Genomic DNA, 12,504 nt, shown 5'->3' with positions numbered 1-12,504 from the left:
TCCGTAAGCCTCTGAAACATGCCACCCCGAGGCGCTGTCGCGTGAGGTCAAGACATGGGAATGGGCGCCCGATCACCGTCAGGCAGCCGTCATGGTACGATTGACGTCGGCACGATGCCGATCATGATCGGCATCGATGATGGGGCGGCTCAAGGCTGCGGTATGGGCATTTCGACGGCAGCGGCCGAACCGGCAGCAGGCTCGCTACCGAACCACTTCTTGTGAATGGCGGCAAGCGTGCCGTCCTTCTTCATAGCGGTAATCGCATCATTGGCCTTGCCCAGCAGCGGATGGTTCTTGGCCATCATCAGCCCATATTGCTCGCCGGTCTTGATGCGAACCTTGACAGCAAGATCCTTCATCTTGAGGAAGGCGTATTCCATGCCGGGAATGTCACTGACGGCAGCGTCCGCGCGGCCAGCGGACATATCCATCAGCATATCCTGTTGAGCATTGTAGCTCTTGATATCACTGATACCGTATTTTTCCTTGTTATCCTTCGCCCACTTATCGCCGGTGGAGCCCGCCAGAACGCCGACCACGGCGCCCTTCAAGTCCTCGGGAGTGGCAATCTTGCTTTCCTTGCGGGTGGCGATGCCCATATCGGCATCATAATAGGGCTGTGTGAAAGACTGGCTGCCCAGACGTTCCTTGGTGATGGTGATCGATGATATCGCCACATCGATGCGCCGAGAGGCGGTGGCGGCAAACAGCGCCTGAAACCCGAAATCGGACACCTCGAGCGTCATATCGAGGCGCTTTGCGACTTCGGCTGCGATATCGACCTCGAAGCCTTCGAAGGTGCCGCTGGCATTCTTGTATTCGAACGGCGGATTGCTGGGGTACGCACCCGCCACGAGTGCGGCCGCAGATGCAAGGCCTACACTTGCAACAGAGACGGCGGCAGTGACCGCAATACCCATGAAAGCGCGGCGGAAGACGGATATGGTCATGAATCAGTTCCCTCTGTTTTCGTAACCAGCAGCGTTTCCGGGCCGGATCGAATATTCATTTTTATGGTCCTCGGTGATCGCTCTTCGCAGGGATCGTCTGGAATGGTGAGGCAAAATTCAGCGGGATTCAAGTGTAAAGATTTAAGCTTAAAATAGGTTGCGCACTGCCAAGCGGGTGTGACATGTTTTGCGTCTGAACGATCTGACGCCTTTGATTGCCGTCCATTCGCGGATCGTAATCTACACTATCTTTCCTGACATTGGAGCCTCCCCATGCGTTTCGCCTACCTCGCTTTTTTCGAGAATACGCAGGACAGCCAGCTCGTAGCGAGCAAGGTCGATATCGAGGCGGTGGCGGAGATCATCGCGCTGACGCCGGGGCTGACGTCTGCAAACCTCTACACGCCAGAGACGGCGCAGGACCTGTTCAATCCGCAGGAAGAAACGCCGGTTTTCGGCATGCAGCTTTACTTTGATGAGTTGTCCGCGCTCGAAGATGCCATGGCACCATCAGGACATCTGCAAGCGTTGGCCGATCCCGGCGTGCTGTCGAGCATCCAGGGTACCAAGGCAACGCAGCAGGCCATGTATGTCCGGCATTTTCCGGTCGATGACGCGACGCTCGACATCGCGAAAAACGGCAACCCTTGTTCCTACGTCGTGCATTATCCCGGCCCGGCGCAGGATCTGAACATCTGGATGCACCACTACATCGCTCACCATCCGCAGGTCATGCGCCAGTTTCCCGGCATTCGTGGCATCGAAATCCTGTCTCGCGTGGACTGGACCGGGTTCCTACCCTGGGAGCGGGCCCATCACATGCAGCGAAACCGCGTGATGTTCGACAGTCAGGCCGCACTCACGGCGGCACTCCAGTCCCCGGCGCGCATTGCCATGCGGGAAGACTTCAAGACCTTCCCGCCATTCGAAGGTGGCAATTCGCATTTTCCGATGGCGACGAAGATCGTCGTGCCGAAAGACGCTTAAGCGTCTCGCGCAGCGGTGACGCCAGCGGCAACGCTTGCACCCAGAAACATCGTATCGCTGGCCAGCAGATAGAAGCTGATGCCTGCCTGCGACCACTTGGTCACGTCATCTGCCGAGGGGCGGAAAATTCCGACCGTTTTTCCGGCCTTGATAGCGGCTTGCGTGATTGTCAGTATGGCCGCCTCGAGCTTTGCCGCTCCTTCGGGGCCGAGTGCATTGATCGAAACGGAGAGATCGCCGGGGCCGATGAAGATCACGTCGATGCCTTCGACGGCGACGATCTCCTCGACATTGGCGAGACCTTCTGCGGTTTCGATCTGGATGGCCAGGACGAGGCTTTCATTGGCGCTCTTCAGATAATCGGGAATGCGATAGCCGTAACCGGCGGCACGTCCGGGCCCGACGCCGCGCTCACCAACAGGTGGATAGCGGGTGGCGGCAACGGCGGCTTTTGCATGGGCAGCGGTCGAGACACGTGGCACCAGAACGCCTGCGGCACCCGCATCCAGCACACCGGCAATCGATTCCGGCGCATGGCCCGGCACGCGCACCAAGGCGGGCACATGGTGAACATCGGAGGCGCGGATCAGGTTTTCGATCAATTCCCGCCCGATCTGCGAATGCTCCGCATCGATGCAGATGAAATCAGGGCCAGCGGCGGCCACGACCTCGATGGCGACCGGATGCGGGATGGCAGCGAATGTGCCGATCAACCGCTTTTGTCCAAGACATGCTTTTCGAAAATCGCTCATAAAGACCTCTGGGAACGGGGGTTTTGTCTGCCGTAATGCAGTGTTTTGATTAGTTTAAGTCTCAATCATATCGCCTGCAAGCGTGTAAACGGTATACGATAATCGATGTTAAATCACCTCATAATTATTTTATCCTTGAAATAAGCGCAAATCCGTATACGATTTTTGCAGGAGTTTACGATGCAAAAGTCGAACGACAATATCGTTGATGCCATTTACACGGACCTGCGCTTGCAGTTGCAACGCAGCGCGATTTTGCCGTCCGACCGGCTGGTCGATACTGCGATTGCGGCCCGTTATGGCGTTTCGCGTGTTCCTGCGCGTGAGGCACTGCTGCGGCTGGTGGCCGAGGGTTATCTGGTTGGCACGACACGCGGTTTTGCCCTGCGAGAGCTTTCGCTGGAGGATATTTCCGGCCTTTTCGAACTGCGTCGGCAGTTGGAGCCACGGGCTGCGGCAAATGCTGCGCGTGACATGACGCCGGAAATCGAGGCGGAACTGATGGAGGCCATGGGCCGGATCAAGTCTGCGCTGGCGGACAACAATATGCCGGTGTTGTTGGATGCCAATGTCGATTTTCGCAACGCGTGGCTGAAGGCCGTTCGCAACCGGCATCTGGCCGAGACCGTCGCGCGCTTCATCAACTACTTCCAGTCGGTCCGGCTCGATAGTTTTGCGGATGCGGACATGGTCAAGCACTATATCGATGGCCTGTCGCGCATTCATGCGGCCTTCGTCGCGCGCGATTCCGTTGTGATCGCGGAATATATGACGATTTACATGTTTGCGGCGGAAGAAGCCTTTCTCACCATTCGCCGCCGCCAGTTGGAACAGGCCAAAACAGGGCGCGGCGCGCGCCGCAAAACCATCAAAAAGGGAACGTCATGATCAAGCCTCACCCCTTGAAAGGTCCGAGCAAGCTGAAGCTCGGTGTCTTCTCGCCCAATGCCGATGGCGGTCTTGCCATCACCGATGTGCCGGAACGCTGGCAGGCCCGGTGGCAGGACAATCTGAACGCCGCCCAGATCGCCGATCGCGGCGGATTAGATTTTCTGCTGCCGATCGCCCGCTGGAAAGGCTTTGGGGGCAAGAACCGGGTGCGGGAATGGTCTTACGAAACCTTTACCTGGGCGGCGGGGCTTGCTGCCGTTACGGAGCGGATTGCACTCTTCATGACGGTGCATGTTCCCCTGGTGCATCCGCTTTATGCAGCAAAGTCGCTGGCAACGGTTGATCACATCAGTGGCGGTCGTGCAGGTCTCAATATCGTCTGCGGCTGGAACCCGAAGGAATTCGGCATGTTCGGCGTGCCGCTGGTCGAGAAGGGTTACGATCAGGCTGCGGAATGGCTGGAGATCGTCGAGCAGGCCTACGGTGCGCAAGCGCCCTTCGATTATGATGGCAGCTACTACAAACTGAAAGACGTGGTCAGCCGCCCCGCCAGCCTGCAATCGCCACGACCCGTAACGATGAATGCCGCCTTCGGTGGGCCGGGCCGGGATTTTGCCGCGAAAAACTGCGAATATCTCTTCACGACCTTCACCGAGATTGAAGAAGCCGGGAAGCACGTCGAGGACATCCGCACGCGGGCAGATGCGCAGGGTCGTGATGTCGGGGCCTATACCGTCTGCCACGTGGTGTGCCGCGAAACCCAGCAGGAGGCGGAAGATTATTACGAACGCTACGCCGTAACCCTTGCCGACCATGAGGCCGTTGATGCCCATATGGCCGGAAAGAAGGAGTTCTCCCAGTCCCACGACAAGGAAAGCTATGAACGTTACCGCAAGCGGTTTGCAGGCGGCGCGGGTGGATATCCGCTTGTCGGCACGCCGGAAAAGATCGTCGAGGACATGATCGCGATTTCGCAGCAGGGCTATTCCGGCATCGCCCTGTCCTTCGTCAATTACACTTACGAGTTACCATTCTTCTGCGACCGCGTGATGCCGCTGTTGAAGCAGGCCGGGCTGCGGGTCGAATGAACACGCACGCCGCACCGGATGAGGTCGAGGCTCTGCGGCTTGCCTTTCGCGAGGGCATGTCGCAACTGGCCGCTGCCGTCAACATCGTCACCACCGACGGTCCCGGCGGCAGGGCCGGGTTCACGGCATCCGCCGTTTGTAGCGTGACAGATCAACCGCCCACGCTGCTTGTCTGCCTCAACTGGTCCAGTTCCGTAGCGCATATGTTCGAGACAAATCGCGTGCTCTGCGTCAACACGCTGAGCCATAGCCAGGAAGCTTTGTCGCGGCGTTTCGGCGGCTCGACATCGCAGGAAGAGCGGTTTCTGGACGGTGCTTGGTCACCGGGGATAACCGGGTCGCCACGATTGGAGGGGGCACTTTTGTCCTTCGATTGCGAAATCGAAACGATGGTCGAGAGCGGCACGCATCAGGTCTTGTTTTGCCGTATCATCGAACTCGTACAAGGATCAGGAGAAAACGCTCTGGTTTATTTCCGCCGCCGATATCACGCGGTCGGCTGATGCCTCTGATGGCGCTGAAACACGCGCTGCCATTACCCGCATTTTTGTATGCTCAGCCGTTAAGCGTCGCGCCAATAATTTTCATGCAGATGCATTTTAAAGCAGCAATTTCGCAGTTTTTTTGATATGATTTCGGCCCATTTCAACGTTCTCATTTGACAATGCTATAAGCTTCAACTTATGAATATGCATATAAATGCGTGACATAAATGCATATAAATGCGTGACATAAAAGGGGAAGACCATGGCAGAACGGTCATTCGCGCGTGAAGTTGAGGATCTCAAGCTCGGGGAAGGTGAAATCTTCCGGGGCGAGGGTATTCTGGCGATCACGAAGGCATTGCTTCAATCCGGCGTGTCCTATGTCGGCGGCTACCAAGGCTCGCCCATTTCCCACCTAATGGACGTTTTGGCTGACGCCAAGGACGTCATGGAAGATCTCGGCATTCATTTCGAAACCTCGGCATCCGAGGCTGCGGCGGCTGCTATGCTGTCTGCCTCCGTCATGTATCCGGTGCGCGGTGCTGTGACCTGGAAATCGACGGCTGGAACGAATGTGGCATCCGATGCCCTGTCGAACCTGTCTTCCGGCGGCGTCACCGGTGGTGCCCTCATCATTCTCGGCGAAGATTTCGGCGAAGGCTCCTCCATCATGCAGGAGCGCAGCCACGCTTTTGCGATGAAATCCCAGATGTGGCTTCTCGATCCGCGCCCCAATCTGCCATCCATCGTGCAGTCGGTGGAAGATGGCTTCCAGCTGTCTGAAGCGTCCAACACGCCTGTCATGTTGCAGGTCCGCATTCGCGCCTGTCACGTCCACGGCCAGTTCATCGCCAAGGACAACAAGCGTCCGGAATATACGTTGCGGCAGGCGTTGGAAAATCCGGTCAGGGACGTCAACCGCATCGTCCTGCCACCCGCCAACTTCGCGCATGAGAAGGACAAGCTGGAGCGCCGCTGGCCTGCCGCCGTCAATTTCATCAAGGAGCGTAAGCTTAACGAGTTCTTCGGTCCTGAAGAGGGTGACATCGGCATCATCCTGCTGGGTGGCATGTACAACGGCGTCATGCGCGGCTTGCAGCAACTGGGCCTGGCCGATGTCTACGGCAATTCCGCCGTGCCGCTCTACGTGATGAACGTTGCCTATCCGACCATCGATGACGAGGTTGTCGAGTTCTGCGCCGGCAAGAAGGCCGTCATCATCGTCGAGGAAGGTGCGCCTGAATATATCGAGCAGACGCTGAACACGCTGCTTCGCCGTCGCGATATCCAGACGAAACTGCACGGCAAGGACATGCTGTCGCTGGGCGGCGAATATACCGCGCCCGTGATGATGAACGGCCTGAAGGCCTTCATCGAAACCTATGACCGTCTGCTGCTTGGAAACCAGCCGCCGGTGCCGGACCCATCGGATGTGCTCAACGACCCCAAAGTCAAGGCGCTGGCCGAAGTCGTGCCTGCCCGTCCTGCCGGTTTCTGCACGGGCTGTCCTGAAAGGCCAATCTTTGCGGCCATGAAACTGGTGGAAAAGGAACTCGGCGAGCATCACGTCTCGGCGGATATCGGCTGCCACCTCTTCTCGATCCTCCCGCCCTTCAATATCGGCGGCACGACAATGGGCTATGGCCTTGGCCCCGCCTCGGCCTCGGCCTTCAATGTCGAGTCCGACAAGCGCTCGATTTCGGTGATGGGCGACGGTGGCTTCTGGCACAATGGCCTTGCGACATCGGTCGGCAATGCCGTGTTCAACAAGCAGGATGGCGTCATTCTCGTTGTCGATAACTTCTATTCGGCAGCGACAGGCGGGCAGGACATTCTGTCGTCGCGCGCCACCAATCCGAACCGCAAGACCAACAACTCCATCGTCAATGCCGTCAAGGGCATTGGCGCGACATGGGTGCGTCAGATCGACCGCACCTATGATGTCGCCAAAATGCGCGACACGTTGAAGGAAGCGCTGACATCGAAGGAAAAAGGCCCGAAAATCATCGTCGCCTCCTCCGAATGCATGCTGAACAAGCAGCGCCGCATCAAGCCGCAATTCGCCAAGGCTGTCAAAGACGGCAAGCGCATGGTGAAGGAACGATTCGGCGTGGACGAGGATGTCTGCACGGGCGATCACGCCTGCATCCGTCTTTCCGGTTGTCCATCGCTTTCAGTCAAGCATACGGATGATCCTTTGAAGGATGATCCGGTCGCAGCCATCGACAATTCCTGTGTCGGCTGCGGCAATTGCGGCGAGGTTTCCGAAGCTGCGGTTCTCTGTCCGTCCTTCTACCGCGCCGATATCATCCACAACCCCACCGGTTGGGACAAGTTTGTCGCAAAAATGCGCGCTTCGGTCATCGGCTGGCTTCAGGCCCGCCGCGCGTCCAGCCGCATCGTATTTGCAGATTGAGGGTGGACCCATGAACGAAACGGTAAACCTCAAGACGACGCTCGCCTCCGACAAGCCCTTGACGCTGGCCATCATGGCCATGGGCGGACAGGGCGGCGGCGTGCTGGCAGACTGGATCGTCGGCCTAGCCGAAGCGCAGGGCTGGATGGCGCAATCGACATCCGTGCCGGGCGTTGCCCAGCGCACGGGCGCAACCATCTATTATATCGAGATGCTGCCTGCGCGTGACGGCGTCTCGCCCATCTTCTCGCTAATGCCGACGCCGGGTGATGTCGATGTGGTGCTGGCTTCCGAACTGATGGAAGCCGGACGCTCGGTGCTGCGCGGTCTGGTCACGCCTGAGCGCACAACGCTTATTGCGTCCACGCACCGTTCCTTTGCCGTCGGCGAGAAGGAAAAGCCCGGCGATGGCATCGGCGATCCGACGGTCGTGGTGGGCGCCACCGATTTCGCCGCCAAGCGCACCATCGCTTTCGACATGGACACGCTGGCGCTGAAAAACGGCAGCGTCATCTCGTCGTCCATGTTCGGTGCCCTGGCTGCAGCAGACGTTCTGCCGTTTGCCAAGGAAGCTTTCGAAGCAACCATCCGTGGCGGCGGCAAAGGTGTGGAGGCAAGTCTTCGTGCCTTCAACGCATCCTATGACCGCGCCAAGGCCAAGCCGCGTGATGAGGTCAGCGCCTCGCCGCACAAGCGTTTCGACACCATGCCGGAAACGGCTGGCCACCCGGAACTCGATCGTCTGGTCCACCGCATGCGCGCCGAATTCCCAGAGGCCGCATGGCCCCTGCTTTTCGCAGGCGTGAAGAAGCTGACGGAATTTCAGGACCCGGCCTATGCGGGAGAATATCTCGACCGCGTTGCCAAGCTTCATGCGCTTGACCGGACGAATGACGGCGAAGAGAAGGGCTATGCGTTTACGGTGCAGGCCGCCAAATATGTCGCCATCTCCATGGCCTATGACGATATCATCCGCGTCGCAGACCTGAAAACACGCGGCACGCGTTTCGATCGCGTGCGCAAGGAAGTGGGCGTCAAGCCGGACCAGCTTCTCTACATGACGGAATATATGCATCCGCGCATGGAAGAAGTCTGTGGCACCTTGCCCAAGGGGCTGGGCCTCTGGATTGAGGGCAGGCCGAAGGTGTTTGCCTTCTTCGATCGCCTCATCAACAAGGGCCGCCGTGTGCAGACGGGAACGATGTTCTGGTTCCTCTCGCTTTATCTCATCTCCGCGCTCCGCCGCATGCGCCGCAGCACGTTGCGCCACTTCCGCGAAATCGAACACCGCGACGCATGGCTCGGCACAGCCGCCTCGCTGGTATCGCGCAACTACGATCTTGCCGTGGAAGTGCTGAACAACAGGCGTCTGGTCAAGGGCTATTCCGATACCCACGCCCGCGGCCTTTCGAAGTTCGACCGGGTCATGTCGTCTCTGCCATCTCTGGAGCACCGCGACGATGGTGCCGCATGGATGCGCCGTCTGCGACAGGCCGCCCTTCTGGATGAGCAGGGCATTGCGCTGGACGGCGCGCTGAAGACGGTTTCGACGCTGTAAATATTCGGTGGCGCCTGGGGAAAGGCGCTAACCAATGGCCGCTCCACCACGGGAATCGGAGCGGTCTTATTCGGACATGACGAACAATAAGAGCGAAGGAAAAATCCTCGCAGGGGAACGTTCTGATGGACAAAATCACAACTGCCATACCGCCTGATTATAGCGCGACAAAGGAAGTTTCGCGCTCCAAGAGCCTGCTTGTCGTCGCACTTTGCTGGTTTGCAATTTTTGCAGAAGGTTACGATGTGGGTGTGCTGGGTGCCATTCTTCCCGCCCTCTCCACCGATCCGGTCTGGCAGTTGACGCCGCTGCAACTGGGGGCGATGGGAAGCTACACCGTCATTGGCATGCTGATTGGCGGTATCTTCGCTGGCACGATCAGCGAACTCTATGGTCGCAAGCCCGTCTTCATCGGCTGCCTCACGCTCTTTGCCCTATGCATGGTGGCGACAGCCTATGCGCCGACACCGACCTTTTTTGCCGTCAGCCGTTTCGTGGCGGGTCTCGGCCTCGGAGGCATCATTCCCGTTGCGGCGGCGCTGACGGTCGAGTATTCGCCCAAGAAGAGCAAAAGCTTCAATTACGGCCTGATGTACTCAGGCTATTCCATGGGCATTTTGGCTGCGGCTCTCTGTTCACGGGCATTTCTGGCAGAGCATGGCTGGCGCACCATCGTTCTGGTCGGCGCGCTCCCCGTTCTCGTCGTGCCGTTCTTCATGGTTTTCCTGCCTGAATCTGTCGAGTCTCTGGTGCTGCGCGGCAAGCGCGCTGCGGCGGAAAAGACAGCGCGGAAGATGGGCGTTCCCATCGCTTTCACCACCAAACAGACGCCGACGGACCGAAGCTGGACCGCGGTTTTGCGGCAAATCTTTGCGCCTGACAAAGCCTTTGAGACCATCTGCTTCTGGGCCGCGCTGTTTATGGGGCTTCTTCTCGTTTACGGGCTTGCCCAGTGGCTGCCGCAGATAATGCGCAAGAACGGCTATGACCTTGGCGACAGCCTGTTGTTCCTGGCGGTCTTCAGCCTCAGCTCCGCCGTTGGTGGTATCGTGCTCGGAACATGGGCCGACCGTTTCGGTACCCGATTGGTGGTTGCCCTTTCGTACCTTCTCGGTGCCTTCGGCATTGCCGCTCTGGCCTTCAAGGGCTCGTTGCTTATCAACTACGTCTTCGTGGCGATTGCCGGTTTCGGCACCGTGTCGGCCTCACTCATTCTGACCGGCTTTCTGGCGCAGCGTCTGGACGCGACGATACGCTCTGCCGGTACGGGTTTTGCGCTGAGCTTTTCGCGCATCGGGGCTCTGACCGGCCCGTTGCTGGGCGGCTTCATCGCCAGCACGAACGCCGCACCCGAATGGAATTTCTACATTTTCGCAGGCGTCTCCGCGCTGGCAGCCATTGCCACGCTGCTCATTCCTGTCGGCAAAACGAATTCGGACCGATGAAAAATTGCTCAAACATCAAAGTAACAGGGGAGCGGGCATGTTTATGACAAATGTTTGCCAGCCACGATGCATTGTCTCGCACGATGCGACATGTGAGGAGTTGGGCGGATGATCCGTTTTCTTCTTTTGAGACTGTCAGTCGCCATACCGACGATGTTCATCATTTCCGTCCTCGTCTTCAGTTTGCAGATGCTGCTTCCTGGCGATGTGGCGCTGGTGATTGCCGGTGGCGAAGCGTCGCCCGAAGTGGTCGCGCAGATCCGCCAGGAACAGGGGCTGGATGATCCGTTGCCGGTGCAATATCTGCGCTGGAGTGCGGCGGCTATCCAAGGCGATTTCGGCATATCCTATCGCACCCGCGATGAGATCGGCCCAATGCTGCTCGACAAGATCCCAGTGACGCTGACGCTGGCGACGGCGGCCCTTCTCATCTCGTTGCTAATCGGCATTCCTGCCGGAATCATGGCGGCCATCTGGCGCGGCAAGGGCTGGGACCATGCGGTAACGGTGGTTTCGCTGACGGGCATATCAATACCGAATTTCTGGCTCGGCATCATGCTGATCCTCATCTTCGCGGTCAAGCTGGGCTGGTTGCCAGCAGGCGGTTACGTTAGCCCATTCGAAGACCCGATCAGGGGCCTCAAATCCATCATCCTTCCCGCCACGGTGTTGGGCGCTGCCCTTGCAGCGGCGATGATGCGCCACACACGCGGTGCGATGCTAACCGTCATGCAGCATGATTACATTCGCACGGCGCGCGCCAAGGGCCTGACCGAACGCAAGGTCATCACCAAGCACGGCTTTCGAAATGCGCTCGTGCCCATCATCACGCTGGCGACGCTGCAATTCGGCGCGCTGATGGCCGGTGCCGTGTTGACCGAGCAGGTCTTCTCCATCCCCGGCCTCGGCAAGATGGTCGTGGATGCGGTGTTCAACCGTGAATATGCGGCGGTACAGGCGGTCACGCTGTTGTCGGGCTTCACCTTCGTGATGCTGAACCTGCTGGCCGACATCTTGTACTTCTGGGCCAACCCCAAGCTGAGGAGCCGCTCGCTATGACGAATGTTGCTGTCGCCAAACCACCTCGCCGTCGTCTGATCGAGTCCCGCGTGCTGCGCCGTTTCATGGCGCACCGGCTGGCGTTGATCGGCGCGATCATCGTGCTTCTCTTTGGCATCATGGCCATCGCCGCCCCCCTTATCGCACCCTATGAGCCGAATGCATCCAGCTGGTCGGCCATCCGCAAGGCGCCGACATGGCTGCACTGGTTCGGAACGGATGAAATCGGTCGCGACGTGATGTCCCGTGTCATCTGGGGCGCGCGCGCCTCGCTGTTGGCCGGTGTGGTCTCAGTCGCCATCGCCTTTGTCATCGGCGTTCCCGTCGGAATGCTTGCGGGTTATTTCGGTGGTCCGCTCGACACCGTCATCATGCGCATCATTGACGCGTTCCTGGCGATCCCCTTCCTCATTCTCGCCATCGCGATGGCCGCTTTTCTCGGGCCGAGCCTGACCAATGCGATGATTGCCATCGGCGTCTCCACCGCACCCGTCTTTGCCCGTATTGCGCGCGGCCAGACCATGGCCGTGAAGGTGGAGGAATATATCGAGGCGGCCCATGCCATCGGCACCGGCCACGTTGCTATTCTCATCCGGCACGTGTTCATCAACATCACGCCGCAGCTCGTCGTTCAGTCGACGCTGGCCATTGCGACAGCCATCATTGCGGAAGCAGCGCTTGCGTTTCTGGGTCTCGGTCAACAGCCGCCGGATGCCAGCTGGGGTTCGATGCTGAACTCGGCCAGCGCATCGCTTTCGATTGCGCCATGGATCGCCATCTGGCCGGGACTTGCAATCTTCCTCACCGTTCTGGGCTTCAACCTGTTGGGTGATGGCTTGCAGGACGCTCTGGATGTGAAGGGCTGATGAC

General features: G+C 58.8%; 11 protein-coding genes. 9 read left to right on the top strand and 2 right to left on the bottom strand.

From position 1 onward, the window contains the following. Positions 1 to 149 precede the first annotated feature (149 nt). A complete protein-coding gene (locus QRN55_RS04505) occupies positions 150 to 947 on the bottom strand; it encodes an ABC transporter substrate-binding protein (protein WP_284775454.1) in 798 nt (265 codons plus the stop codon). 279 nt (positions 948 to 1,226) lie between these two features. Between QRN55_RS04505 and QRN55_RS04500 the strand changes: the two genes are divergently transcribed. Next, positions 1,227 to 1,940: a hypothetical protein gene (locus tag QRN55_RS04500; protein WP_284775187.1), complete on the top strand. Its 714-nt coding sequence runs from the start codon at positions 1,227 to 1,229 to the stop codon at positions 1,938 to 1,940. Here QRN55_RS04500 and QRN55_RS04495 read toward each other — a convergent pair. Further along, complete coding sequence (locus QRN55_RS04495; protein WP_284775184.1) at positions 1,937 to 2,692, bottom strand: HpcH/HpaI aldolase family protein; 756 nt, start codon at positions 2,690 to 2,692, stop codon at positions 1,937 to 1,939. The two genes, QRN55_RS04500 and QRN55_RS04495, sit on opposite strands and share 4 nt — an antisense overlap. 180 nt (positions 2,693 to 2,872) lie before the next feature. Here QRN55_RS04495 and QRN55_RS04490 point away from each other — a divergent pair, with 180 nt between their 5' ends. The 8 genes from QRN55_RS04490 to QRN55_RS04455 all read left to right on the top strand — a co-directional run bounded on the left by QRN55_RS04490 (position 2,873) and on the right by QRN55_RS04455 (position 12,500). Then, positions 2,873 to 3,580: a GntR family transcriptional regulator gene (locus tag QRN55_RS04490; RefSeq protein ID WP_284775182.1), complete on the top strand. Its 708-nt coding sequence runs from the start codon at positions 2,873 to 2,875 to the stop codon at positions 3,578 to 3,580. Further along, the gene (locus tag QRN55_RS04485; protein WP_284775180.1) at positions 3,577 to 4,671 is read left to right on the top strand and encodes an LLM class flavin-dependent oxidoreductase; all 1,095 of its coding nucleotides are present in this window, start codon (positions 3,577 to 3,579) and stop codon (positions 4,669 to 4,671) included. Before QRN55_RS04490 ends, QRN55_RS04485 begins: the two co-directional genes overlap by 4 nt. Beyond that, positions 4,668 to 5,174, top strand: coding sequence for a flavin reductase (locus QRN55_RS04480; protein ID WP_284775178.1), 507 nt, complete (start codon positions 4,668 to 4,670; stop codon positions 5,172 to 5,174). The genes QRN55_RS04485 and QRN55_RS04480 overlap by 4 nt, the downstream gene beginning before the upstream one ends. A gap of 244 nt (positions 5,175 to 5,418) precedes the next feature. Next, positions 5,419 to 7,572, top strand: a complete 2,154-nt coding sequence (locus QRN55_RS04475) for a ferredoxin family protein (protein ID WP_045229185.1) — start codon at positions 5,419 to 5,421, stop codon at positions 7,570 to 7,572. A gap of 10 nt (positions 7,573 to 7,582) precedes the next feature. Beyond that, entirely contained in the window at positions 7,583 to 9,130 is a 1,548-nt protein-coding gene (locus QRN55_RS04470) for an indolepyruvate oxidoreductase subunit beta family protein (RefSeq protein WP_284775176.1), read from the top strand. 125 nt (positions 9,131 to 9,255) lie between these two features. Continuing rightward, a complete protein-coding gene (locus QRN55_RS04465; protein WP_284775173.1) occupies positions 9,256 to 10,575 on the top strand; it encodes an MFS transporter in 1,320 nt (439 codons plus the stop codon). 108 nt (positions 10,576 to 10,683) lie between these two features. Continuing rightward, positions 10,684 to 11,634 carry an ABC transporter permease gene (locus tag QRN55_RS04460; protein WP_284775171.1) on the top strand — a complete coding sequence of 317 codons (951 nt, stop codon included), beginning with the start codon at positions 10,684 to 10,686 and terminating at the stop codon, positions 11,632 to 11,634. Continuing rightward, positions 11,631 to 12,500: an ABC transporter permease gene (locus QRN55_RS04455; protein ID WP_284775169.1), complete on the top strand. Its 870-nt coding sequence runs from the start codon at positions 11,631 to 11,633 to the stop codon at positions 12,498 to 12,500. Before QRN55_RS04460 ends, QRN55_RS04455 begins: the two co-directional genes overlap by 4 nt. Positions 12,501 to 12,504: the final 4 nt, after the last annotated feature.

The organism is Agrobacterium sp. lyk4-40-TYG-31, assembly GCF_030209855.1.
Lineage (GTDB): Bacteria > Pseudomonadota > Alphaproteobacteria > Rhizobiales > Rhizobiaceae > Agrobacterium > Agrobacterium vaccinii.
The sequence above is the reverse complement of the archived record's forward strand: the minus strand, read 5'-3'. Positions and strand labels throughout refer to the sequence as shown.

Excerpts from the sequence above, each read along its gene's own strand:
- QRN55_RS04500 (WP_284775187.1), top strand. The coding sequence starts at position 1,227 with ATGCGTTTCGCCTACCTCGCTTTTTTCGAGAATACGCAGGACAGCCAG.
- QRN55_RS04495 (WP_284775184.1), bottom strand. The coding sequence starts at position 2,692 with ATGAGCGATTTTCGAAAAGCATGTCTTGGACAAAAGCGGTTGATCGGC.
- QRN55_RS04490 (WP_284775182.1), top strand. The coding sequence starts at position 2,873 with ATGCAAAAGTCGAACGACAATATCGTTGATGCCATTTACACGGACCTG.
- QRN55_RS04485 (WP_284775180.1), top strand. The coding sequence starts at position 3,577 with ATGATCAAGCCTCACCCCTTGAAAGGTCCGAGCAAGCTGAAGCTCGGT.
- QRN55_RS04480 (WP_284775178.1), top strand. The coding sequence starts at position 4,668 with ATGAACACGCACGCCGCACCGGATGAGGTCGAGGCTCTGCGGCTTGCC.
- QRN55_RS04475 (WP_045229185.1), top strand. The coding sequence starts at position 5,419 with ATGGCAGAACGGTCATTCGCGCGTGAAGTTGAGGATCTCAAGCTCGGG.
- QRN55_RS04470 (WP_284775176.1), top strand. The coding sequence starts at position 7,583 with ATGAACGAAACGGTAAACCTCAAGACGACGCTCGCCTCCGACAAGCCC.
- QRN55_RS04465 (WP_284775173.1), top strand. The coding sequence starts at position 9,256 with ATGGACAAAATCACAACTGCCATACCGCCTGATTATAGCGCGACAAAG.
- QRN55_RS04460 (WP_284775171.1), top strand. The coding sequence starts at position 10,684 with ATGATCCGTTTTCTTCTTTTGAGACTGTCAGTCGCCATACCGACGATG.
- QRN55_RS04455 (WP_284775169.1), top strand. The coding sequence starts at position 11,631 with ATGACGAATGTTGCTGTCGCCAAACCACCTCGCCGTCGTCTGATCGAG.